Consider the following 23,090-nt stretch of genomic DNA (forward strand, 5'->3'; position numbering starts at 1 on the left):
TCCTGGGTTGTTGTCGTTAGTGGGTGGCAAAGATACTCGATGGTAGCGATGATCAGTTGGCCTGCAATGCAGGCATTGCCTCATCGGGTGTCGTGGAGGCGGTGTAGAAGATCGTGCCGCTCATGATCTTCCTGGCGGTACGAATCAGCGACACGCGCGCGATATCGCAGGCGTTGTCCTGGCGGTGCTCGACGTCGAGGTCGATGAAGCCGGAGGGATGTTCCAACCTCACCTGTGCCAGACGCTCCCCTTCGGCAACCCGCCCGCTTTCCACCGCGATGCGGTGGGCGATGGTGCCGGGAACGCTGACCGCCGAGGCGACGGCAATGGCCCCCGTGACGGCGATGGCTTTGTGGCAGCGGTGGGGCACGAAGTACCTTGTGCACAGGGTGCTGGCGCTATCTCTCGGTGCGGAGACCAGCACCGGCTTGGGCAGGACACTCTGGCTGACGTCGCCCAGGCCCATGCGCTGTCCCGCCTCGCGGCGAATGCTTTCGAGCCGCTCGAGCAGGGCACGATCGGCATCCAGTTCGGCGGGGGGCTCATCGCCGCGCAGGCCGAGATCCGCCGCATCGAGCATGATGATCGGGGTCGCCGCGTCGAGGCAGGTGACATCGACGCCCTGGATCGCGTCGCAGGCCTTACCGGTCGGCAGCAAGGCGCCGGTCTTGGCGCCGATAATGTCCAGGAAACTGAGTTGAATGCCGGCGGCACTTCCGGGCACCCCGCTGATGGAAGTGTCACCCTCATAGCAAACCTGACGGCTCGGCGTCGGTACATGGCATTCGATCAGGCGCTGGGTGTTGAGGTTGCGTACCCGCACCACGGTCTTGCCGTCTTGGGGCTCGACCAGGCCCGTCTCGATCGCATAGGGGCCGACCGCCGAGAGCATGTTGCCGCAGTTCGGGGTGAAGTCGACGCGCCGCTTGAAGACATCCACCTGGGCAAAGAGGTAGTCGACATCGGCATCCGCATGGGAAGAGCGCTCCACGATGGCGATCTTGCTGGTCAGGGGGTCTCCGCCACCGATGCCATCGATCTGCAGGGCGTGACCCGACCCCATCAGGCTGAGGAGGATCTCGGCCTGGGCGTCCTGGCCGCTGGGAAGGTCACTCATGCGCAGGAAGGGGCCTCGGGAGGTACCGCCGCGCATGATCATGCAGGGAATGCTGTTTATCATCGTCATGCCACATCGCGTTGGGAAGTCGTGATATGAGCATGTCAGTGGCCAACTCATGCTTCAAATGCAAATAAACAGAATGATTGATTCGTTTAGTGGATTAATGTGTTATGTTTATCAATGCCAATCGCGTCATGCAAGAGTGCCGATATGCTACATCGCCTGGAATTCCTTGATCTTCAAGCCTTTATACTGGTCGCCGAGCTGGGCTCTTTCCATGAGGCCGCGCAGCGCTTGCATCTTTCTCAGCCGGCGCTATCGCGACGCATCCAGAAGCTCGAGGAACTCCTGGAAATCGAGTTGCTGGAACGAACCACTCGAAGAACGCAACTGACGCCGATCGGGGCGGATTTCCTGCCACGCGCCAGGCGTATGATCGAGGAATATGAGTCATCGATTCTGAACATCCGCGAACTGGCAACGCACCAGAAAGGCACGGTGACGATTGCCTGTCTTCCCACCGCGGCCTTCTACTTTCTCCCCAGCGTGATCCGTGGCTTTAGCGAAGCTTGGCCGGGTATCCGTATCCGCATCCTCGATGTGAGCGCCAAGGAGGGATTGGAGCGCGTCATAAGCGGTGAGGCCGACTTCGGCATCAACATGTTCAGCGCACAGAGCCCGGAGGTCTCCTTTACCCCATTGTTACGGGATCCCTTCGTACTGGCCCTGAGGTCGGATCATCCACTGGCGGCCAAGGAGAGCATCGAATGGGCGGATCTCGAGCAGGTACGGTTGATCACCGTGAGTCGCGACAGTGGCAATCGTACCTTGCTGGACAATGCCCTCTCCGCCGAAGGCCTCCGGCTGAACAGCTTTTACGAAGTCCAGCACCTGTCCACCTCGCTTGGCCTGGTCGAGTCCGGATTGGGGGTGGCAATCCTGCCCAGGATGACGATGCCCGGCCCGGATCATGACACCCTCTGTGCACGCGAACTTCCCGAACCCCACATTCAGCGAACCATCGGCCTGGTCAGAAGCAATTCCCACAGTATTTCCAGCACCGCGCAACTGTTTATTGATTTGCTCCTCGAGCATTGGGGAAATTCCATGCACTCATGACTCTCTATGAGTGATTGGTGCCGATTCTCAACGCCGTATGGGCGAGCGCAGGCAGTGTGCGCAGTGGCATCAGACCCGTTCGCCACGGGGGAAATACTGCCCTGGCGCAGCATTTTCCTCGGGCCGGTGTGTCCTCTCGACAAGCACCGGCAGGGGGGCTTGCCCCCACCACGATGGTGGTAAGGGGCTGTCTCGTGGCTTGGGGGGGCGTTTCCTAGCCGTCGGCAGATGGCTCGCTCTGGCGCAGGAACCAGTCACGGAAGCGGCTCAACGCCTCATCGTCGGCCTTGTCCTCGCGATAGGCAAGGTAGTGGCGGGTTTCCTCCAGCACCACTTCCTGTTCCACCGGCCTGATCAAGCGCCCCTGCTCGACGAGGGGGGCTACCAGGTGATGCCAGCCCAGGGCCACGCCCTGATCATTGAGCACCATCTGGATCAGCAGGCTGTAATCATTGGCATTGAAGAAGTGGGGGCCCTGGGCGGGACGGTCCTCGATATCCAACTGATGAATGGCCAGCCAGACCCCCCAGTCCACGTGCTCGGACACCTGGGAGCGTCCATAGGGGCTCAGGTTGAGCAGCAGGCCATCCCTCAGGCCCTCCAGGGTGCGGATCTCGGGGTGCGTCTCCAGGTAGCTGGGCGTGCATACCGGATAGATGCGGTCATGGAAGATCGGCGTGCTCACATAGCCGTCGCGGATGCGTGACATCTTGGTGATAAAGATATCGGGATTGACCCCCGGTTCCATGGAGAGGAAGTTCTGGGTGGTGACCAGGTTGAGGTCGATATCCGGATTGTCGCTGAAGAAGCTGGGCAGCCGGGGGGATATCCATAGTGCAGAAAACGCCGGGGAGCAGCACAGGGTCAGGGTGCGCCTGGCGTTGCTGCCATGGTTTTTCTGAATGCGCTCTGCGGCCTGGGCGATATTAATAAAGGATAACTGCGCCGCATCGAAGAAGATCGAGCCGGCGGTGGTCAATTCCACCGAGCGTCCGGCTCTCTTGAACAGGGCGGTGCCGAGGTGGCTCTCGAGCTCACGGATCTGGCGGCTGATGGCGGCCTGGGTCACGCACAATGCCTCGGCGGCGCGGGTGAAGTTCTGGTAGCGGGCCGCGGCGACGAAGGATTTCACGGCCCGCAGGGAAGGCATCTTGAGCAGTGTCTGATCGGGGTCGGTGTGCTTGGTCATAACATGAAGTCATCATTAGTCGGACAAAAAAGTCAATTTCACCCGGGTAGCCGCGTCACTAGACTCGAGATACGGAAAATAAATCAGGCAGTCTTGCTAGGCTAACCGAATCTCCATGCCAGCAACAGCCACCCCTATGCCACTCGACCGTCGACCTCTCAACGAGGGAGCCCATCCTCTATCGCTCCTGGTGGCGAACGCCTCGCTAGACCGTGTTCCCTGTGAAGGTTGATCCTGAGTCATCAGCCATGATGCCCATAAGACGATGAGCACTTCATTCAAGAGTTTGCTGAAACGCAAGAACCTGGCCCATTTGCCTCGGGATCCGTCGGGTGACGCCTCCGCGGGGGCTCGGCGGGCCACTTTCGTGCTGCTGGAACACTTTTCGCTGATGGCCTTTACCGGGGCGGTGGATGCCCTGGTCACCTCCAATCTGGTGACCCGGGAGCCCTTGACCGACGTCAGGACGCTCAGTCTCGGCGGCGAGGTAGTGGTCAGTGATCTGGGGATCGCCATTTCGGTGGATGGTGAGCTGGCGGAGCTCGAGATGCGCCGGGATGACCTCCTGATCCTCTGTGGTGGGCTTCGGGTTCACCTGGATGAGTCGCCGGCACTCCGCGCTCCGCTGGTGGCGGCTCAGCGAGCCGGGGTGACACTGGGCGCGCTGTGGAACGGGGCCTACTTCCTCGCCGATGCCGGCCTGCTGGATGATCATGAGTGCGCCATTCATCCCGACTCCCGCGCCCTGATGATCGAGCGCTTCCCGCGGGTCAAGGTCTCCCGCCATTCCCATGTCCTGGATGGCCAGCGGATCAGTTGTGCCGGGGCCAACAGCTCGCTGAACATGATGCTGGGATGGCTGCGACACAACTACGACGCCATCATCGTCGACTCGGTGGAAGAGATCCTCAGCTGTGACAAGAGTCATGAGCTCTTGGGGGCCTCGGTGCTATCCGTCGATAGTGACCCGACCCTGCCGCAGCCCCTCAAGCTGGCGCTGGAGCTGATGCACAGCAATATCGAGGAGCCGCTGTCTCTGGACGAGGTGGCGCGCTGGGCCGGTCTGTCGCGTCGACAGCTGGAGCGCCTGTTCAGTCGCCATGTCGATGCCTCGCCCTCCCGCTACTACCTGGAACTGCGCCTGACCCGTGCGCGACAGTTGCTGCAGCAGACCAACCGGCCCATTGCCGAAATTGCCGTGGCCAGCGGCTTCGTCAGTATCACGCACTTCCGTCATTGCTTCCGCAAGTTCTTTCATGTCGCTCCGGGGCGATTCCGCCGCCGACATTACGCCAAGTAATTCAATCGCCCTACTTATGATAATAAGGCAGGCGCATTGCTTCGCTTGTGCTCTGTTATAGGGAGGGTTTCTTGAGTGACGACAGGTGAGGTGCGGGGCGGGGGGCGCCATTTTTCATGAGTTGACTGATAACACCCGTTAATGGTTAGCCGGAAGGAAATGTTAATTGTCCCGTTGTCGGGGTGAAATTACGCTTTATTTGTCGAGAAACCCCCAACAATATTCGCAAGGTGATTGTATGAACTTCGATGGCATCTGGACACCCGTAGTAACTCCCTTCGCCGAGGATGGCAGCATCCAGTTCGAGACCCTGGCCAAGGTGCTCGATACCCTGATCGATCAGGGCGTGCATGGCCTGATCATCGGTGGTACCACCGGTGAGTACTATGCGCTGAGCAAGGACGAGCGCAAGCGCGTCTTCGATGTGGTTGCCGCTCATGCCAAGGGCCGTATCCCGCTGATGGCCGGCGTCAATGCCACCACCACCGAAGACAGCCTGGAGCTGGGCCAGCATGCCAAGGCCGCCGGCTTCGATGCCATCCTGGTGGCGGCGCCTTACTACTGCCAGCCGGCCCAGGATGAGCTGCTGACGCATATCCGGAGTGTCGATGATGCCCTCGATATGCCGATCATGCTCTACAACTTCCCCGACCGCACCGGTGTACCGATGACGCTCGAGTTGATCGAGGCGTTGCGTGATCGCCCGAATATCCAGGCGATCAAGGAGAGCACCGGCTCGATCGAGCGTATGCATGCTCTGGCGACCGAGTTCAGCGATCAGATTCAGCTCAGCTGTGGCATGGATGACCAGGTGCTGGAGTTCTTCGTCTGGGGCGCCCGCAGCTGGGTGGGGGGGGCTTCCAACTTCCTGGCGCCGGAGCATGTGGCGCTGTACCAGGCCTGCGTCGTCGAGCGGGATTTCGTCGCCGGTCGCGAACTGGCCGCCCGCGTGCTGCCGATGCTCAACCTGCTGGAGCAGGGCGGCAAGTTCTGTCAGTACATCAAGTACGGCTGCGAACTGGCCGGTCTGCCGGTGGGGCCGGCGCGTCGTCCGCTGCTGCCCCTGAACGAGGCCGAGAAAGCGGCCTTCAAGCGTACCTACGATGCCCTGGTCGCCCAGCGCGGCTGATCCTCGGGCGGTGGAGGCCCTGCCATGCGGCTGAAATGCAAACACTTGCCCCAGGGTGATGGCCGGTGTGGCTGGTACGAGATGCTGCCGCCGCTGCCCCCCGCGACGCCGCTCAAGGGCGAGGTCAAGGCCGACTGGGTGGTGCTGGGGGCGGGCCTGGCCGGACTGGCGGCGGCCCGCCGCTTGGCCGAGCTGTGTCCCGATGCCTCCATCGCCCTGGTGGATGCCCGGCGGGTGGGCTTCGGTTCGGCCGGGCGTAACTCCGGATTCATGATCGATCTGCCCCACGACCTGAACTCCCACGATTACACCGGGGATCGCAACCGGGATCTCCAGCAGATCTGCCTCAATCGCGGGGCGATCGACTATATGCGCGAGATCGTCCAGCGCCATGCCATCGACTGCGACTGGCGCGAGCAGGGCAAGCTGCACGGCGCGGTGGAGGATCACGGCATCCGCGCCCTGGAGGCCTTCGCCAAGGGGCTCTCGGGCCTGGGCGAGCCTTATCGCGTGCTCGACGCCGAGGAGATGCGGGCGATCACCGGCACCGGCTTCTACCGCTCGGGCCTGCATACTCCCGGCTGCGTGCTGGTCCAGCCCGCCGCCCTGGTCCGTGGCCTGGGCGCCACCCTGCCCGAGAACGTGCGGCTCTTCGAGGACACGCCGGTACACGAGATTCGCCTCGGTAGGCCCCATGAGCTGGTCACCGACCGGGGGCGGATCGCCGCGCCACGGCTGATCCTCGCCAATAACGCCTACGCGGCCCAGTTCGGCGGGCTAGGGCTCAAGGGGCGCATCCTGCCGGTCTACACCTACGGCAGCCTGACCCGTCAACTGAGCCCCGAGGAGCTCGCCACCCTGGGCGGCGAGGAGAACTGGGGGCTGATCCCCGCCGATCCCATGGGCACCACGGTGCGGCGGATGGCGAGCGGGCGTATCTGCATCCGCAACGCCTTTACCTATAACCCGAGGGTCGCCGCGAGTGCCGGGCATCTGACGCAGGCGCTCGCCGTCCACCGGCGCTCCTTCGAGCGGCGTTTCCCGATGCTCTCGGACGTCGGGCTGGAGTACACCTGGGGCGGTGCCCTCTGCGTCTCCCGCAACGGCGGCACGCCCTTCGGCGAGCTGGCACCCGGCGTGTTCAGCGCCGTCTGCCAGAACGGCCTGGGCCTGACCCGCGGCACCATCGCCGGGAAGCTGATCGCCGAACATGCCCTCGGCGAGGAGAGTGAGCTGCTCGACATCATGCTCAACCAACCCAAGCCGGTCGCCAACCCCCCCGAGCCGCTGCTCGGGATCGGGGTGCGCTCCACCCTCGCCTGGAAAGAGTGGAAGGCCGGCACCGAACGCTGAATTCCTGCACAAGAGGAGAACAACAATGTCCGATAGCCTCACCCCGAATGCCATCGCACAACAGGTCGAGCGGCTCGAATACCGCAACCAGGCCTTTATCGATGGTCAGTTCGTCCCGGCACAGTCCGGTGCCACCTACGAGACCCTCAATCCGGCCACCGGCGAGGTGCTGACCGAGGTCGCCGCCTGCACCGCCGAGGACGTGGACCGGGCCGTCCAGGCCGCCCGCCGTGCCTTCGAGGCCGGCGTCTGGTCGGGGCTGGCTCCCGCCGAACGCAAGGCCATCCTGCAACGCTTCGCCGACCTGATCGAGGCCAACTGCCTGGAGCTGGCGGTGCTGGAGGCCCTGGAGGCCGGCAAGCCGATCGGCGAATGCTTCAACGTCGATATCCCCGATACCGCCAACACCATCCGCTGGCACGCCGAGGCCATCGACAAGCTCTACGACGCCGTGGCGCCCACCGAGAAGGGCGTGGTGGCCACCGTGACCCGCGAGCCCATCGGCGTGGTGGGGGCGGTGCTGCCGTGGAACTTCCCCGCCATGATGGCCGGTTGGAAGCTGGGCCCGGCGCTCGCCACCGGCAACAGCGTGGTGCTCAAGCCCGCCGAACTGACCTCGCTGAGTACCCTGCGCCTGGCCGAGCTGGCCCATGAGGCGGGGATTCCCGCCGGGGTGCTCAACGTGGTGCCGGGCCTGGGCCACGAGGCGGGCAAGGCCATCGGCCTGCATGCGGATATCGACCTGGCCGCCTTTACCGGTTCCACCGAGGTGGGCAGGAAGTTCCTCGAGTACTCGGCGGCCAGTAACCTCAAGCGGGTGGTGCTGGAGTGTGGCGGCAAGAACCCCCAGGTGGTAATGCCCGACGTCAGCGACCTCAAGACCGTGGCCAGCAACGTCCTCGCCGCCGCCTTCTGGAACATGGGCGAGAACTGCTCGGCGGGCTCGCGGCTGATCGTCCACCGTTCCATCAAGGACGATCTGGTCGATGAGATGCAGCGCCAACTGGAGAACGACTGGAAGACCGGCGATCCCCTGGACCCGGAGGTGCAACTGGGCGCCCTGGTCGAGCGGGCCCATATGGAAAAGGTGCTGGGGCATATCGAGCGGGCCAAGGCCGAAGGGCTCAGGGTGGTCTCCGGCGGCGAGCGGCTGCGCGAGGAGAGCGGTGGCTATTTCGTCGCCCCGACCATCTTCGACGACGTTACCCCCGAGGCGGGAATCGCCCGCGAGGAGATCTTCGGCCCGGTGCTGGCGGTGATTCCCTTCGATACCGAGGAAGAGGCCATCGCCATCGCCAACGACACCTGCTACGGCCTGGCGGCCTCGCTGTGGAGCGAGGACCTGAATACCGTGCACCGCATGGCGGCGGCGATCAAGGCCGGCACCATTGCCGTCAACTGCTTCTCGGAAGGCGATATCACCACGCCCTTCGGCGGTTACAAGCAGTCCGGTTTCGGTGGGCGGGACAAGTCCGTGTATGCCCATGATCAGTATTGCGAGCTCAAGACCACCTGGATCCAGCTGTCCTGAGCCATTATCCAGCGTGTCCCACCATCCGCGGGATCGCGGATGGTGGCTGACTCACCGCCAGAGAACATCAGCATATGGCGATGAGTGTTATTCCCCCGACGCCTAGCAACCATAACCTCAGGTTTTGTTTTGCACGGAAGAAAAGTCGTTTCCCTTACCTCTGCCACAGTACTAGCTTAAATACACGCTGGAACACATGCTTGGCCATGGCCAGGCAAGAGATGCACCCCAACTACAATAGCTCGTCTGGAGAAAGCGTTATGACATTTAAAAGCTCAATAAAGGTTGCCTCAAGCATAGCCGCAGTATCGGTCGTCGCGACCCTCGGTTTCTCGGCTTCCACCTGGGCAAGCGATGAGGAGTTGCGGTTTACGATAGCAACGGAGGCAGGCGACCGAGAATCGCCCCATGGCCTGGCAGTAAAGAGAATCGCTGATATTGTCGAAGAGCAGTCCGATGGAAGAATCACCATGAATGTCTTCTATCAGGATGAGATCGGTGGTCCCCAGGAACTTTTCGACCAATTGATCAGAGGTAATATCGACCTCTTCCTGGGCTGGCCTCAGACTTCCTATGATGAGCGACTTGGCGTACTACAGCTGCCTTATCTGACCCTGGGGTGGGATGAAGCGCTAGAGGCCTATGGAACAGATGGCTGGGTCTCCGAGGTAGTCGGGCCCATCCTTTCGGATATCGGCCTGGAATACCTGGGACCCTTCCCGGAAGGTTTCGGCGGTATCGCGACAGCGGAAACCTACGCTACCAACTATGAAGATGCGCGGGGAATCAAACTCCGCTCGCAGCCCATCTTTCCGCTGCCCCAAACGATACAGGCCATGGGATTCCAGGCCGTGCCTATCGACTGGTCCGAGGTCTATACGTCCATTCAGACCGGGGTCGTCGATGGCGACTCGAGTAATGTGATCTACTGGGACTACACCTATTTCAACGACCTGCTTGATTACTTCGTCCACTCCAAGCACAACTTTTCCTTCTATACCTTCCTGATGAATCAGGGTTCCTGGAACGCCCTCGATGAAGAAGACCGCGGGATCATCGCGGGTGCCGTGGAAGTCGTCGTCAATGAGCAGTTCGAGAATGCCAGGGAAGAGGATGAACGGTGGATCCAGACGGCCCAGGAAGAAGGTATGGAATATATCGTGCCGTCCGATGAAGAGATGGCAGCCTGGATCGAGCGTGTCCGTGAGACAGTCTGGGTCGAGGCGGAGGAGTCCCTGGGCGAGGATGTCATGAACGCCGTCCGCGAGCATGCATCGGAACCGCAGTAACGACTTGCCGGAGCAATGGAGTGGCACCTCTCAGCAGGGCCACTCCATGTTCGATTCCTTTCTGGGTAACACTGGGGAAGTCATTATGGATTATTTCTCCCGCATCGATAATGTGGTCGCATTTATTATGAAGGCTGCCGTTACGGTCCTGGGCCTTTTCGTTTCCTTCGCCATGGTGGTCGGCATCGTTTCCAGGGCCTTGCTCGACGCTCCGGTCTTTGGCCTGGAGGAGCTGGTGCTGATGGCTGCCATGTGGCTGTATATGCTCGGAGCCGCCCTGGCCTCGCGGGAGAGATCCCACCTCAGTGCGGACTTCATTCAGGCCTTCTCCAAGAATGAGACTCTGAATAATGTCACGAAGCTGATTGCCACTATCCTCTCGGTCGTATTGGCGGCCTTCTTCGTCAGCTGGAGCTACAGCCTGTTCTCCTGGGGCTTCGAGAGAGGGCAAGTCACACCGGTATTCAGTATTCCGCAATATATTTCACAGGGGAGCCTCCTGGTCGCGAGTATCTTTCTGTTGCTCTATGCAGTTAGAGACCTGGTTAATGATGTTGGGCAGCTATTTAAAAAAGAAGCCGTATCTCATTGAAAAGCTGAAACCCAGTAAGAGGCCTCTTCTCAAGGGGCTTCCTGACAATAATTGGAGAAACACATGGGTGCCTTGTTAGCGATAGGTGCAGTCATAATTCTAATGATCATAGGCGTTCCGGTCGTTTTCTCGTTCGCCGCCATGACGCTGGTACTTTCTCTCGCTTACGACGTCGATATCTCGTCGCTGATGACAACAGGGTTCTGGTCTATCAACTCCATTATCCTGCTCGCCCTCCCGTTGTTTATCATGACAGGATATTTGATGCAATCAGGGGGGATTGCGGCCAGGCTCATACGCTTCGTCGAGGCCATCGTTGGTTCGTCCCGCAGTGGGATGGGCACTTCGATGGTGGTGGGCTGTGGTGTCTTCGGGGCCATTTCAGGGACGGCCTCGGCCGCGGTAGCCGCGATTGGCACCATCATGATCGGCCCGATGGAAAAACATGGCTATAGCCGCCCGTATTCCACCGCCCTGGTCGGGATCTCTTCGCTGCTCGGCCTGCTGATTCCGCCCAGCATCACCATGATCCTGTACGCGGTGGTGACTCGGCAATCCGTCGCGGCGGTGTTCCTGGCGACCATCGGGCCGGGTATTCTGCTGATCATTTTCCTGTGTGTGATCAACGCCATCAAGACGCGCAAGAACCCCGACTACAGCCCGGAAACATTCACACTGAGTGAACGATTTCGGAATATTGGCAGCACCGGCTGGAAGGCCTTTCCTGCCTTGATGCTCCCGGTCATCATCCTGGGCGGTATCTATGGTGGCATCTTTACTCCTACCGAGGCGGCCGCTATTGCCGTCGTCTATGCCATTCCCGTCGGACTGTTCGTCTATCGCGATCTTAACCTGAAGGCCCTGGCACGGTGTTTCGTCCAAGCCGCCACGACCACTGGCGTCATCATGATCATCCTGCTGTTTTCCTTCGTGGCCAGTCGTATCTTTACCTTCGAGCGTGTACCCCAGGAACTCACCACGTTCTTGCTCGAGGTGTTCGAGAACAAGCTGCTGATTCTTCTCATGGTCAATATCTTCTTGATCCTGATGGGCATGATCATGGATGACGTGAGTGTCGTGGCCATCCTCAGCCCGCTGCTGTTGCCGGTCATGGAGAGTATCGGGATTCACCCGGTGCATTTTGCCGCCATCGTCGGTACCAGCGTCGTTATCGGCTGCAATAGCCCTCCCATGGCGCCCATCCTGTTCATGAGTTGTCGAATCGGCCAGGTCGGGATGTCACAGGTCATTCGGCCCGCCTTCAGCTTCATGCTGCTGGCTGCTCTGCCTGTGATGTTGATCACGACCTACTGGCCGGCACTGTCGCTCTTCCTGCCTAAGCTGCTCGGTTATGTGAACTAATATTGGTCCCTCCATAGGCCACCACCAACAATATTCAAAGGGGGTAGAAATGGCATTCAAGAGAACCATACATGCCGTAGATACGCATGCAGGCGAACCGATGCGCGTTGTCACTGGCGGTGTTCCCAACGTACCCGGGAAGACTGTGCATGAGAAAATGGTATGGCTGAGAGAAAATGATGACCAGTTGCGTAAGCTGATGCTACGTGAGCCTCGTGGTTACCCACCTCTCTGCTGTAACGTCATCGTGCCCCCCTGTCATCCCGATGCCGATGCCGGCTATGTGATCATGGAACAGATCGAGTATCCGGTCATGTCTGGTGGCAACACCATTTCCGTGGTGACGGTGCTGCTTGAAATGGGCATGCTGCCGATGCAGGAGCCCGTGACGGAGCTTGTTCTCGAGGCGCCGGCCGGGCTGATTCGCATCAGGGCCGAATGCAAGGATGGCAAGGTAAAGAGCGTCACTTTCAAGAATGTTCCCGCGTTTGCCGCCTACCTTGATGCAGAAATCGACGTTCCCCATCTCGGCAAGGTAAAGGTCGACGTGGGATGGGGGGGGATGTTCTATGTCATTGCCGATGTCCGACAGTTTCCCTGGATAGAGCTCACACCCGAGCATGGCGCGGAGATAGCGAGGGTCTCCGCCATGATCAGGCAAGCAGCAATTGAACAGCTGCCTGTCGAACACCCGGATTACCCAGGGGTTGGCATCACGATATCACAGCTTTCTGGGCCGGCGAGTAGCCCGGATGCCGATTGGAAGAATGTCGTGACGGTGGCATCCGGTGACTTTGACTGGGATAACCCTAGCACCTGGACAGGTGCCATCGACCGATGCCCATGCGGAACGGGGACATGCGCAAAGATGGCGGTCCTTCATGCCAAGGGCGAATTGCCGTTGAACCAAGACTTTCGCCATCAGGGCATCCTGGGTAATGTATTCACGGGGCGGCTGGTCGAGGAAACGACAATCGGTGAAAGGGAAGCGGTAATTCCTACCATTTCCGGAAAGAGCTGGATCTATGGGATCAATACCTACGTACTGGATAATGATGACCCGTTCACGGAAGGGTTCTGCGTGAAGGATATCTGGGCGTAAGGATAAGGGACCCACTCTTTTCGGGAATGGTTATCAATCAGGGTCAACATCAACAGCATGAGAGGTGTGTTTTCTCTTGGATCAGCAAACCCTTTCGGCCGGTGAGGCCCTGCGGTTAGCCGAGCGAGCTTGCCTTTCCGCGGGGGCCAATCAGGCTACCGCGTACGCTTTGGCAAAGGCAACGACTTCGGCCGCTCTGTTCGGTCGTTCCGGCGTTGGCTTCCCGCATCTGCTGGATTATCTCTCCGGCTTCCGCGCGGGACGCATTAATGGTGAAGCCGAACCGACCCTGAGCTCGCCCCTCCCCGCCGTCCTCCATTCGGATGCCGATGGCGGTGTGGCACAACTCGGCTTCGATCGTGCCCTGCCAACCCTGGTCGAGAGAACTCGCACGCTGGGCGTGGCCCTCTTGACCCAAAGCAATAGCTATCCCCCTGGCGAGCTGGGTTACTATGCCCGCCGCCTTGCCCTGGAAGGTCTCATCGCCCTTGCCGTGTCCAACAGCCCGGCCGCGGTCGCGGGCTCCCCCGGTGGCAAGATCGCTTTTGGCACCAATCCGATGGCTTTTGCCGCCCCCTTGGCCGAGGCTGATGCGCCACTCGTCATTGACCAGGCGTCGAGTGCGACGGCCTTCGTCAGCCTGGTAAAAGCCGCAGAAAGTGGGAGCAAGATCCCCGAGGGATGGGCAATCGACGAGAAGGGCGAAATGACCACCGATGCGGCGGCCGGCCTGCGCGGTGCCCTCTTGGCATTCGGCGGAGCGAAAGGCGCAAACGTGGCCATGATGATCGAGTGCCTGGCCGCCGGATTATCCGGTGCATCATGGTCGCTCGATATGCCGGATTTCCAGAGCGGGAGCCGGCCGATCGACGCGGGAATGACGATCATCGCGATCCAGCCCACGGTGATCGACAAGGAGTTTTCTTCCCGGCTCACCCGACAGCTTGACCGGATCGCCGAGCGTGGTGTCTATGTACCCGGTCGCCGCCAGGTACGAAGCGATATTTCGGAAGAGGACCACATTGCAATCGATTCTATAGTACTTGAAAAGATCCGCCGCTCCTTGTGAGCGGCGGGTATGTACTGGAAAAGTGGCCTGTATGGCTATATCGAAAAGATCAGAAGAATCAAGGCGCCCTCATCACTTCCGGCGATATGGTTGGCTTCTGGTTCTCGAACGATGAAATCCCCGGCCGTGTAGCGGTGATTCTGGTCGTAAAAGTCACCCTCGATCACGTAGAGCTATTCGCGCCTGTCATGAGCGTGATTATCCGATAGGGCCCCAGGCGCCATCTTGATCAGCATGGTCTCGATGGCACCCGTATCGTCACGGTACAGGACCTTGTGCTCGAAGCCCTCTATCCCGCTGTCCTGCCAATCGATCGAATGCGTATGGGTGACCAGGAAATTTTCCTTGTCGGGTCGATCCGGTCTGGCTGACTGAAAGATTTCATTCATGTTCGCCTCCATCTCGAGAGTGAAAGTGCGCGATTTGGACGACTGGTCCGGTGTACTCTCGGCACCCTGGGATCAAATGTCCTTGACCAGCCGCAGGGCGTCATAGATGGCGGCATGGGTGTTCCGGGACTCGATGGCATCGCCGATCCGGAATAGCTGGAATCCACCGTCCGCATTGCGGATGACTGCCTGGGGCTTGCCCGCGATCAGGTCCTCGTAGTTCACCTCGCCACCATTGCTGGAATGCGGCTTCAGCTCGAAATAGATATCGGCCATCGGCGTGATGCCGTAATTGACCACCACCTGGTCGATGTGCCGCTCATGATCCAAGTCCGGCTGATCTTGAGATACATAGTCACTGGTGATCTTGGCGAGCAGCTCATCGCCATCCCGCTGCACGGACTTCAGCCGATAGGTGGGCGTGAAGGTGACGTTGGGTCGCTGCAGGGCGCGCATGTACGGCACCAGGTTCATGGCCATGATCTCCGCCGAGAAGGTACGGTCGGGTGTCATGATCTCGAGTTGGGCCCCGGTGGCGGCGATGATCTCCGCGGCCTGCATGGCGGCATGATCGCCGGCACCATCGAACAGCAACACCCGGCTGCCCGGCGCCACGTGACCGGAGAGGATATCCCAGGTGTTGACCACCAGGTCGTGCCCGACCCCTGGCTGGTCTTCCGCGGGGTAGCCGCCGGTCGCCACGATTACCACATCCGGCTTCTCGGCGAGCACGTCCTCGACCTCGGCCCAGACGTTGTAGCGAATCTCGATGCCGAGTGCCTCGCAGCGCGCCAGGCGCCAGTCGATGATGCCCAGCATCTCGCGACGGCGTTCGCTCTGGGCGGTGAGACGTACCTGGCCGCCGGCATCGCTGGCGGCTTCCAGCACCACCACCGCATGGCCCCGCTCGCCGGCGACCCGGGCGGCCTCCAGCCCCGCTGGCCCGGCACCGATGACCACCACCCGGCGCTGTTGCGATGCCTTGGGGATGCTGTGGGGCATGGTGGTTTCCCGCCCGGTGGCGGCGTTGTGGATGCAGTAGGCGGCACCGCCCTGGTAGATGCGATCGAGGCAGTAGTTGGCGCCCACGCAGGGCCGGATCGCATCCTCGCGCCCTTCGATGATCTTGCGCACGATATGCGGGTCGGCCATATGGGCGCGGGTCATGCCGACCATGTCGACCTTGCCCGAGGCGATGGCATGGCGGGCGGTGGCGACGTCCTGGATCTTGGCGCCATGGAAGGTGGGGAAGTCCACCTGGCGACGTATCTCGCCGGCGAAATCCAGGTGCGGGGCACTGGGCATGCCCTGGATGGGGATGACGTCGGTCAGCCCCGGGTCGGTGTCGATATGCCCACGGACCACGTTGAGGAAATCGACCAGGCCGCTGTCTTTCAGGCGCCGTGAGATCTCCAGCCCATCACTGGCCGTCAGCCCGCCCGGCAGCATCTCGTCGCCGGTATAGCGCACGCCGACGATAAACGCTTCGCCGACCCGCTGGCGAATGGCACGCAGCACCTCGAAGGTGAAACGCAGCCGGTTGTCGAGATCGCCGCCATAGGGCGCCTCGAGGGTATTGGTCAGCGGCGACCAGAACTGGTCCATCAGGTGGCCATAGGCCTGCAGCTCGATGCCATCGAGGCCGGCGGCGTGCATGCGCTCGGCGGCATCGGCGTAGTCACGGATCAGGCGTTCGATATCCCAGTCTTCGACCTGCTTGGGGAAGGCCCGGTGGGAGGCTTCGCGACGGTGCGAGGCCGATACCGCCGGCAACCAGTCCCCCTTGTCCCAGCGGGTACGTCGGCCCAGGTGGGTCAACTGGATCATCACCGCGGTGCCGTGCTCGTGACAGGCGTCGGTCAGCTCCTTCATCCAGGGTACCACCTCGTCCCGGTAGGCCAGGATATTGTTGAACACCGGCGGGCTGTCCTTGGCCACCGCCGCGGACCCGGCGGTCATGGTCAGGCCGATGCCGGCCCTGGCTCGCTCGACGTGATAGGCGCGATAGAGCGCCTTGGGCATGCCATCTTCGGGGTAGGCGGGCTCATGGGCCGTCATCATAAGCCGATTCTTCAGGGTCAGGTGCTTGAGTCGAAAGGGTTGCAGCAGAGGGTCGTTCGCCATGGTCGGGCCTCTCTTGTTGTTATACGCCTGCCTGGTAGAACAGATGGACATAGCGTTGACGGTCTGTACATATATGTACATCCTGTAGGGCATCGTTGCTAGGCCGATGTCGCTGCCTGGACCAGAGGAGGACGCAACTATGCATAACGATGTCGTGGTGGGAATCACCGGGGGGCAGGGCAGTACTGGCGTCGCCGCCAGGCCTGGAGGAGGGCGCGATCATGGCTAATATATCGAAGGATGTCGTGGTGGGAATCATCGGGGGGCAGGGCTGGATGGGCCGCTCCCTGGGGCTGGCCTGGCTGGAGCAGGGGGTGCTAGCCCCCGAGCGGCTGGTGATCTCCTCGCGCTCTGATGGCGAGGCCTACCGAGACTGGCCCGGGGTGCGCTGCGTCAAAGATAACCGTGAGCTGGCCGCCCTGGCGGATGTCATCGTGTTGTCTATTCGTCCGCAAGATCTCGCCAGCCTCGATATCGAGGCACATGACAAATTGGTCATTTCCCTGTTGGCGATGGCTTCCTCGCAGGAGGTCTCCCGCCGGGTGGGAAGCCGCCGAGTCGTGCGCGCCATGCCGAACGCGGCGGCGGAAATCCGTCGCGGCTACTTTCCGTGGTATGCCTTACAACAGGTTACCGAGGCCGACAAAGGGCTCATTCAGACCTTGCTGGAGAGTTGTGGCGCAACACGGGAGCTTCCCGCGGAACGCGACCTCGACTACCTGACGGCCCTGAGCGGGGCCGGCCCGGCCTACCCGGCCTTGCTGGCTCAGTCGATGCTGGAGCATGCCAGGCAGATGGGGATCGCCGACAACATCGCCCGCGAGGCCGTCATGCAGACCCTGGTGGGCGGCAGCCTGTTGCTGGAAAGTCTAGGAGACGATCCCGGCGACATGGTGGAACGGCTGATTTCTTATGATGGCACCACGGCCAAGGGACTGCGCACGATGATCGACGAGGGAATTCACCAGACCATTCACCGTGGTCTTGCGGCGGCCCACCGAGCTGCGAGTGGCTCAGCGTAGGAGGGATGGTAGGTACGACTGCGGCAATGCGCATTCCTGGTCATCGCCCCCGGTAGCAACTTAGCCAGTGATATAGCCCCGCCCAAACGGGCGGGGAACCATCATATAAGGCCAAATAGCCTTGGGATGAAGAGTGCCAGCTCGGGAACGAAGGTGGTAACGAGCATAACAGGAATGCCTGCGAGGGCAATAAATGTTAACGCTGGAATTATCATCTTATGGACCGAGACCTGCCCAATACTTGAAGCCATATATAAAATTGGAGCCACAGGTGGGCTGTTGGCACCTATGACAACAGAGCATGCGACGATAGCACCATAGTGAATGGGATCGACCCCCTGCTGCACCATAAGAGGGAGAAAGAGAGGTGCAATTACCACGGTTACCGTCACATCATCGAGAATGGCTCCAGCCACAATCAGGAAGGCGTTAACAAGCAGCAGGATCATTATTGGATCAGACAGGAGCGAACTGATGTACTGCGTAAGCTCTTGCGGGATTCGTTCCATGGACAAAATCCTGCCGATCATAAATGAGAAGAGCAGAATCATGATGATTGACCCAGTAGTCTGGGATGCCTCTACCAAGCTTCTTGAAAACTTTGAAAAAGTCATCTCTCGGTAGAAAAACACTCCTACAATCAATGCGGCGACAGCCGCAACGGCGGCCGCTTCCGTCGGCGTGAAAATGCCACCGTAAATCCCTCCTAAAATTAAAAAAGGAAGGAAGAGCGCAGGCAAGGCTCGCGTGGTTGCTTTCCCGCGAGAAATGCTGCTCGAGTCGTCATAAGAGCCGACTGCTTCAGTAAACACCCTGGAGCAGAAAACTCGATTGATTATTGATAAAAGAATAATCAGAAATATGGCGGGTGCAATTGAAGCGGCAAATAGTGCTGCTACGGATTGGCGAGTAACAACGCCAAAGAGTATCATTATGATAGATGGAGGGATCAATATCCCAAGAAGAGAAGATATCCCAAGAAGTGCGGAAGAGTAGCCCCTGGGATACCCACGTTCCTCAAGGGCAGGAATCATGGTCTTTCCAATTGAGGCAACCGCGGCTGTAGATGTCCCGGCAATTGCACCAAAAACACCTGAGGCAAGCACCATTGCGGTCCCCATTCCACCTTTTCTTCTACCTACTAAAACCTCCATGAACTGTATCAGCCGTGCGGCTATTCCACCTGTTTGCATAAGATAGCCGGTGATTACAAATATAGGAAGCGCAATCAAAACAACCGAATTGATGGATCTGAAGCCCTGCATCATTAGCGTGTTTAGGTTCGCATCATACATGAATGCAAAATAACCTAATGCGCCCGCGAAGGCCCAAGCGATAGGGATGCCGGTGACCAACAGAAAAACCAATAGCCCTAGCCCAATCAATGCTTCCATACTGACATCCCCTTAGGATTTGGTTGTTGAAGTTATGGATAAATACAGGTCGCGTAGGGCAAAGGATAAACATGCCAATGCCGCAAACAAAATGGCTGAGCTAGGTAATGTGAGCGGGATGGAAAGTGCTGGGGTTGATTGAGGAAGCTTTACTCCCCACGCTATCATCCTGTATGACCAATACACGAAGAGTGAGGTAACAATCACCGTCACCAAACTTACATAGATTTTATGGTAAGCAAGTGCTTTTGAGCCTTTGAGGCTCAAGGCCAAGAGGTCGACTTCGAGATGTGTGTTATTTTTGCTGGCCAGGATCGCTCCCAGCATATATAGCCATATTGCAAAAAGCATGACAATCTCAAGGGTGCCAATAAAAGACATCCCCAAGAACCGTGAGGCAACTAGGATGACCATCAGTGCCACTATGCATATACTGCAAAGGACTACCAGTGACTCCAGTGCTAAAGTGATTAAGTTTTTCCTGGGTGCTGTCATTACTACCTCCTGAGCTGCCCTACCTCTTCGGCAGGGCAGCTGGCTATCTGTCAAAATTCTCCAGCATTTTCCTCAATGACATCCATCAAGTCAGCACCAACTTGGGACCTCATTGTCGGCCAAATAGCCTCACGTACAATTTCTGCATTGTTTCGCAGGCTGTCGGAGTCAAGCTCAACATACTCCATTCCATAATCAATAGCCCTTTCTACATAGAGCTCATCTGTCATTAGTCCATCATTGAACTGCTTGGCAACGGCATCCTCAGATGCTCTATAGACGGCTTGCTGCTGCTCTTCTGATAGCTCACTGAAAGAGTCGTTATGCATCAAGAACATGGCCGTCATGAACATGTGTTTGGTTCTGACGTAGCAGTCCAGGATGTCGCGGAAATATTCGTAATCATGATAGATAACGTTCCCCGCATCACCAGAGACTACGCCAGTTTGAAGAGCGGTATATAGCTCTGTCCAGTCGATGGCTGCAGTTTGATACCCAAGTGCTTGAACAACTTGAGGGAATGGATATACGGGAATGGTCCTGATATTCAGGTTGCTGTTGTCTTCAATGTCAGTGATACACTGCCCAGCGGTCGCGATACCATTAAAGCCTTCTGGCCAGGGCCCAAGGAACTTTAGGTCATTCTCATTCATGACATCATTGAGCAATGAGTAAAGCCAGCCGTCAGGAGAATAAGCCTCTAGGGCATCCTCCCAGTCTGTCAGCATATAAGGAGTATATACAATCCCGATGCGCCGATCATAGTTGGTCATAGGCCATGTCAGCATTCCATCAATGGCCCCACCCATCAGCAGGTCAAAAACTTCTTGTTGAGTACCTAGCTCGTTTTGAAAATACAGCTCTACTTCAATCTCGTTATTTGAATACTCCTCGATTCTTTCACCCCAATAAACCAGTGACTCTCCTGTTGGAGAATCCCTGTTTGCTGAGTCAGTCGCCAGTTTCAAGGTGGCGCCATGAGCAATGCCATTCAATCCAATTGCTAACGAAGAGGCAATGATAAACTTCAAAATTTTTTGGTGCTTGCTTTTATTTGTCATTGGAGTTTCCTTTTTTCTTGAAATGAAGTTGATTTATAGCCAATCAATAAACGTATTTTATGTCTCGACGCCCCCATGGTTTAAGAAGTATGAGAATGGCTGGAGCAAGTTTTTCGGATGGTCAGAAAATGGCTGGAAACTTCCTTGAGGTACTCTTCACACTCATGCTTTCTCCTGGCTTCTGTCCACCCTATTGCCTTTGCAGCAATCTTTGATATCTCTTCCAATCTGTTTACGCCAAGGTCGCTTCCCCAGCCATAGGGAAGGCGGCGACGCAAAAGGTCAGTCAAGGTTACGACATGCTCTTCTCTTGCAAGACTTCCTATTTTTTCATCATCAAAAGATGCGAAGTCAGGCTTTTTAATAGTGGCTTTTTTGATTTTCTCGTCTTTCCGCTCGCGCACCTTTCCCAGTTTCTTTTCCACGAATTTTACTGTCATTCGAGCGGCATGCCGATGAAGCATTATCATGACACCTGTCACAGATACAAAATTAGGCATGTCGGAACTTTCATTAAGCTGAATCACCCCGCTCAGGGTTTTTCCATCCCGAGTTGAGCTGGGGCGAACACCGCACCAGGCGTGAACAATATCCTCCTTGCTTATGTTCAGGTCGGGAAATAATGTATTGGCTTCGCCCAGTAAGTACTCCACTTCGTCTGACAGCACCCTCTCATTTTCCGGGGCAGTGTCAACCCTATCTTCTGTGGGGCCAATAAAATGCATATCACCCCATGGAAAAACATAAAAAGGCTCGCCCCGACTCGAGAAACTCTCGAGGCCTTGACCACGAAATTCATCGGGGAGCCTTACCATCACATTCACTCCCTTGACGCCTAAAACCTGCCGGCGAGCATTGCTCGGTGCAGCACTTTTCAGGACATTATCAACCCATGGCCCGGAGGCATTAACCACCATGCGAGCCCGTACCTCTTTTTCTCCATGGCATTCCGGGGCCCTCTCGGCAATGGTTACATGCCACTGAGAGGAGGAGTACTTAAGAGAGGTGACTTCCGCGTAGTTCCGAATGGTGACACCAAGGCTCTCAGCTTCCAAGGCGGTATCGACGCAGATTCTTTCTGGCCATGAATACTGATATTCATAAAAACTCCCAACGGCGTTGAGATTAGAGCCCAAGCCTCGGACAAGGCCACTTTGCTTGCGAGCCTCTTTAGTCTCGAGACGTTGATAACCAAGTGGAGCGTCCTTGGAGCCAAAAGAGGATAGCAGCCTGTACCCGACATCAATAATCGAATCAGGGTATTGTCTTCCGCCGTGACCAGCATACGGAAAGTAAAATGTGCGACGGGTGAGGTGCTCTGGCATTTCTCTTACCAGCTCTGTGCGGCACCTCATTGTCAACCAGGCGCGATATAATCGCCCCAGCATATCCACCGGATGGAATGGGATTTTCCAAAGTGGATAGTCAGGCTTCATGTAGCCAAGTCCGCAATAAAGCAAGCGGCTTGACCTGGATGATGTTCCAGATCCGATGTCGTTGCGATCCAGCAACAGCACGGAGAACCCCCTGATCGCCAACTCCCTGGCAGTTGCACAACCGGTGGCTCCCGCACCAACGACGACAACGTCGTATTCGCTGGCCATCTGGTCTAAAGCGGGCCTGATCATATCTTTACCTGGCTAATTAATAGTTGTTGATTTAAGGGATTATACCTAGGTCGGTGATTGTGACCTTATCCGTACTGTTCACCTGTGTCAATATGGAGTTCATGTGTGTCATGGTGGCGCGAGCCTTGAGGTTTCAGCGCTATGTTTCGGATGGAAAGTGATTTTTCCCCTGTTTTTTCAATTAGTTATGAGTATTTTTCGCAGGTCCATTACTCCGGCTTCGAAATGAGGTTTATACTAAAGTATGATTCATGATAGGCGTTAAACGCCTTGATTCCGCTTTTTGATCGTGGGCCGCACGCGGCATGCAATGGACGGGGGAGGCATGGAAAAGATCGCTGCCTCGATGAGGGCACCCACAATGATGAAAATCTAAATGCCTTAATGTTTCAGTCAGTCATCTGATGACAATTGGTTAGAGCTTGGGTCGTTATCAGGTAGCCTAGAAGGATGGAGGCGATCGAAGAATGAGGCAGGGCACGCCGTGGGTAGCCATATGTGAGGCTGGGGGGTCGGTATCGTGGGAAAATAGGGCCTTAGTGTGAGGGGAGGGGCGGTAAGCAAGTACTATGAATCATCACGCGAACTTCTTGCTTTTCGGCTATGCCTCGGGAAGTTGCCTGGTACGATGACGCGCCCGTCGACTCTGGTGACCGGCCAGGCGGGTATATGGCCGGTTACCAAGGGCTAGAGTGTGGCGAGCCATTTCCCGTGACACCATTCAGACCAATGCGCGAGGTGGCGGTAGCAATGTGCCATGGCGACGCGATATTTAATGGTGCAAGTGCTGCACTTTCTTGTTGAGAATGATCGGGTCGATCA

At 58.1% G+C, this 23,090-nt stretch carries 19 protein-coding genes; 11 read left to right on the forward strand and 8 right to left on the reverse strand.

Annotated features, from left to right (window positions below):
* Positions 1 to 52 precede the first annotated feature (52 nt).
* Positions 53 to 1,186 carry a 4-oxalomesaconate tautomerase gene (locus ACZ5EF_RS03660; protein ID WP_346064274.1) on the reverse strand — a complete coding sequence of 378 codons (1,134 nt, stop codon included), beginning with the start codon at positions 1,184 to 1,186 and terminating at the stop codon, positions 53 to 55.
* Positions 1,187 to 1,330: 144 nt separating this feature from the next.
* Here ACZ5EF_RS03660 and ACZ5EF_RS03665 point away from each other — a divergent pair, with 144 nt between their 5' ends.
* Positions 1,331 to 2,239: a LysR family transcriptional regulator gene (locus ACZ5EF_RS03665; protein WP_346064275.1), complete on the forward strand. Its 909-nt coding sequence runs from the start codon at positions 1,331 to 1,333 to the stop codon at positions 2,237 to 2,239.
* 214 nt (positions 2,240 to 2,453) lie between these two features.
* Here ACZ5EF_RS03665 and ACZ5EF_RS03670 read toward each other — a convergent pair whose 3' ends face one another.
* Positions 2,454 to 3,428: a LysR substrate-binding domain-containing protein gene (locus ACZ5EF_RS03670; protein ID WP_346064276.1), complete on the reverse strand. Its 975-nt coding sequence runs from the start codon at positions 3,426 to 3,428 to the stop codon at positions 2,454 to 2,456.
* Positions 3,429 to 3,693: 265 nt separating this feature from the next.
* Here ACZ5EF_RS03670 and ACZ5EF_RS03675 point away from each other — a divergent pair, with 265 nt between their 5' ends.
* The 9 genes from ACZ5EF_RS03675 (at position 3,694) to ACZ5EF_RS03715 (ending at position 14,155) form a co-directional block, all read left to right on the forward strand.
* A complete protein-coding gene (locus ACZ5EF_RS03675) occupies positions 3,694 to 4,728 on the forward strand; it encodes a GlxA family transcriptional regulator (RefSeq protein WP_346064277.1) in 1,035 nt (344 codons plus the stop codon).
* Between the two features lie 238 nt (positions 4,729 to 4,966).
* Positions 4,967 to 5,857 carry a 4-hydroxy-tetrahydrodipicolinate synthase gene (dapA, locus tag ACZ5EF_RS03680; protein ID WP_346064278.1) on the forward strand — a complete coding sequence of 297 codons (891 nt, stop codon included), beginning with the start codon at positions 4,967 to 4,969 and terminating at the stop codon, positions 5,855 to 5,857.
* A 24-nt stretch (positions 5,858 to 5,881) separates the two neighbouring features.
* Positions 5,882 to 7,210, forward strand: coding sequence for an NAD(P)/FAD-dependent oxidoreductase (locus ACZ5EF_RS03685; RefSeq protein ID WP_346064279.1), 1,329 nt, complete (start codon positions 5,882 to 5,884; stop codon positions 7,208 to 7,210).
* Between the two features lie 25 nt (positions 7,211 to 7,235).
* Positions 7,236 to 8,741 (forward strand): aldehyde dehydrogenase, encoded by a 1,506-nt coding sequence (locus ACZ5EF_RS03690; RefSeq protein WP_346064280.1) that lies wholly within the window; start codon positions 7,236 to 7,238, stop codon positions 8,739 to 8,741.
* A 260-nt stretch (positions 8,742 to 9,001) separates the two neighbouring features.
* Positions 9,002 to 10,030 (forward strand): TRAP transporter substrate-binding protein DctP, encoded by a 1,029-nt coding sequence (gene dctP / locus ACZ5EF_RS03695; protein ID WP_346064281.1) that lies wholly within the window; start codon positions 9,002 to 9,004, stop codon positions 10,028 to 10,030.
* Between the two features lie 85 nt (positions 10,031 to 10,115).
* On the forward strand, positions 10,116 to 10,622 hold the full coding sequence (locus ACZ5EF_RS03700) for a TRAP transporter small permease (protein ID WP_346064282.1): 507 nt from the start codon (positions 10,116 to 10,118) through the stop codon (positions 10,620 to 10,622).
* A gap of 63 nt (positions 10,623 to 10,685) precedes the next feature.
* Complete coding sequence (locus ACZ5EF_RS03705) at positions 10,686 to 11,984, forward strand: TRAP transporter large permease (RefSeq protein WP_346064283.1); 1,299 nt, start codon at positions 10,686 to 10,688, stop codon at positions 11,982 to 11,984.
* Between the two features lie 49 nt (positions 11,985 to 12,033).
* Positions 12,034 to 13,086, forward strand: a complete 1,053-nt coding sequence (locus ACZ5EF_RS03710; RefSeq protein ID WP_346064284.1) for a proline racemase family protein — start codon at positions 12,034 to 12,036, stop codon at positions 13,084 to 13,086.
* 76 nt (positions 13,087 to 13,162) lie between these two features.
* Complete coding sequence (locus ACZ5EF_RS03715) at positions 13,163 to 14,155, forward strand: Ldh family oxidoreductase (protein WP_346064285.1); 993 nt, start codon at positions 13,163 to 13,165, stop codon at positions 14,153 to 14,155.
* Between the two features lie 173 nt (positions 14,156 to 14,328).
* On the opposite strand, the gene ACZ5EF_RS03720 is transcribed toward ACZ5EF_RS03715, so the two are convergent.
* The gene (locus ACZ5EF_RS03720; RefSeq protein ID WP_346064286.1) at positions 14,329 to 14,544 is read right to left on the reverse strand and encodes a cupin domain-containing protein; all 216 of its coding nucleotides are present in this window, start codon (positions 14,542 to 14,544) and stop codon (positions 14,329 to 14,331) included.
* Positions 14,545 to 14,616: 72 nt separating this feature from the next.
* Positions 14,617 to 16,668 carry an NADH:flavin oxidoreductase gene (locus tag ACZ5EF_RS03725; protein WP_346064287.1) on the reverse strand — a complete coding sequence of 684 codons (2,052 nt, stop codon included), beginning with the start codon at positions 16,666 to 16,668 and terminating at the stop codon, positions 14,617 to 14,619.
* Between the two features lie 221 nt (positions 16,669 to 16,889).
* Here ACZ5EF_RS03725 and ACZ5EF_RS03730 point away from each other — a divergent pair, with 221 nt between their 5' ends.
* The gene (locus ACZ5EF_RS03730; RefSeq protein WP_346064288.1) at positions 16,890 to 17,690 is read left to right on the forward strand and encodes a pyrroline-5-carboxylate reductase family protein; all 801 of its coding nucleotides are present in this window, start codon (positions 16,890 to 16,892) and stop codon (positions 17,688 to 17,690) included.
* A 101-nt stretch (positions 17,691 to 17,791) separates the two neighbouring features.
* On the opposite strand, the gene ACZ5EF_RS03735 is transcribed toward ACZ5EF_RS03730, so the two are convergent.
* The 4 genes from ACZ5EF_RS03735 to ACZ5EF_RS03750 all read right to left on the reverse strand — a co-directional run bounded on the left by ACZ5EF_RS03735 (position 17,792) and on the right by ACZ5EF_RS03750 (position 22,268).
* Positions 17,792 to 19,084, reverse strand: coding sequence for a TRAP transporter large permease (locus ACZ5EF_RS03735; protein WP_346064289.1), 1,293 nt, complete (start codon positions 19,082 to 19,084; stop codon positions 17,792 to 17,794).
* Between the two features lie 12 nt (positions 19,085 to 19,096).
* Positions 19,097 to 19,579 (reverse strand): TRAP transporter small permease, encoded by a 483-nt coding sequence (locus tag ACZ5EF_RS03740; RefSeq protein WP_346064290.1) that lies wholly within the window; start codon positions 19,577 to 19,579, stop codon positions 19,097 to 19,099.
* A 50-nt stretch (positions 19,580 to 19,629) separates the two neighbouring features.
* The gene (gene dctP / locus ACZ5EF_RS03745) at positions 19,630 to 20,640 is read right to left on the reverse strand and encodes a TRAP transporter substrate-binding protein DctP (protein WP_346064291.1); all 1,011 of its coding nucleotides are present in this window, start codon (positions 20,638 to 20,640) and stop codon (positions 19,630 to 19,632) included.
* Positions 20,641 to 20,720: 80 nt separating this feature from the next.
* Positions 20,721 to 22,268 (reverse strand): FAD-dependent oxidoreductase, encoded by a 1,548-nt coding sequence (locus tag ACZ5EF_RS03750; protein ID WP_346064292.1) that lies wholly within the window; start codon positions 22,266 to 22,268, stop codon positions 20,721 to 20,723.
* Positions 22,269 to 23,090 lie beyond the last annotated feature (822 nt).

Source organism: Bisbaumannia salifodinae (assembly GCF_055388505.1).

What these genes read in the sequence shown, in the direction of transcription:
- ACZ5EF_RS03710 (WP_346064284.1), top strand. Translation starts at nt 12,034, where the DNA reads ATGGCATTCAAGAGAACCATACATGCCGTAGATACGCATGCAGGCGAA.
- ACZ5EF_RS03735 (WP_346064289.1), bottom strand. Translation starts at nt 19,084, where the DNA reads ATGGAAGCATTGATTGGGCTAGGGCTATTGGTTTTTCTGTTGGTCACC.
- ACZ5EF_RS03700 (WP_346064282.1), top strand. Translation starts at nt 10,116, where the DNA reads ATGGATTATTTCTCCCGCATCGATAATGTGGTCGCATTTATTATGAAG.
- dctP (WP_346064291.1), bottom strand. Translation starts at nt 20,640, where the DNA reads ATGACAAATAAAAGCAAGCACCAAAAAATTTTGAAGTTTATCATTGCC.
- ACZ5EF_RS03740 (WP_346064290.1), bottom strand. Translation starts at nt 19,579, where the DNA reads ATGACAGCACCCAGGAAAAACTTAATCACTTTAGCACTGGAGTCACTG.
- ACZ5EF_RS03750 (WP_346064292.1), bottom strand. Translation starts at nt 22,268, where the DNA reads ATGATCAGGCCCGCTTTAGACCAGATGGCCAGCGAATACGACGTTGTC.
- ACZ5EF_RS03720 (WP_346064286.1), bottom strand. Translation starts at nt 14,544, where the DNA reads ATGAATGAAATCTTTCAGTCAGCCAGACCGGATCGACCCGACAAGGAA.
- ACZ5EF_RS03690 (WP_346064280.1), top strand. Translation starts at nt 7,236, where the DNA reads ATGTCCGATAGCCTCACCCCGAATGCCATCGCACAACAGGTCGAGCGG.
- ACZ5EF_RS03660 (WP_346064274.1), bottom strand. Translation starts at nt 1,186, where the DNA reads ATGACGATGATAAACAGCATTCCCTGCATGATCATGCGCGGCGGTACC.
- dapA (WP_346064278.1), top strand. Translation starts at nt 4,967, where the DNA reads ATGAACTTCGATGGCATCTGGACACCCGTAGTAACTCCCTTCGCCGAG.
- ACZ5EF_RS03725 (WP_346064287.1), bottom strand. Translation starts at nt 16,668, where the DNA reads ATGGCGAACGACCCTCTGCTGCAACCCTTTCGACTCAAGCACCTGACC.
- ACZ5EF_RS03705 (WP_346064283.1), top strand. Translation starts at nt 10,686, where the DNA reads ATGGGTGCCTTGTTAGCGATAGGTGCAGTCATAATTCTAATGATCATA.
- dctP (WP_346064281.1), top strand. Translation starts at nt 9,002, where the DNA reads ATGACATTTAAAAGCTCAATAAAGGTTGCCTCAAGCATAGCCGCAGTA.
- ACZ5EF_RS03670 (WP_346064276.1), bottom strand. Translation starts at nt 3,428, where the DNA reads ATGACCAAGCACACCGACCCCGATCAGACACTGCTCAAGATGCCTTCC.
- ACZ5EF_RS03665 (WP_346064275.1), top strand. Translation starts at nt 1,331, where the DNA reads ATGCTACATCGCCTGGAATTCCTTGATCTTCAAGCCTTTATACTGGTC.
- ACZ5EF_RS03685 (WP_346064279.1), top strand. Translation starts at nt 5,882, where the DNA reads ATGCGGCTGAAATGCAAACACTTGCCCCAGGGTGATGGCCGGTGTGGC.
- ACZ5EF_RS03730 (WP_346064288.1), top strand. Translation starts at nt 16,890, where the DNA reads ATGGCTAATATATCGAAGGATGTCGTGGTGGGAATCATCGGGGGGCAG.
- ACZ5EF_RS03675 (WP_346064277.1), top strand. Translation starts at nt 3,694, where the DNA reads ATGAGCACTTCATTCAAGAGTTTGCTGAAACGCAAGAACCTGGCCCAT.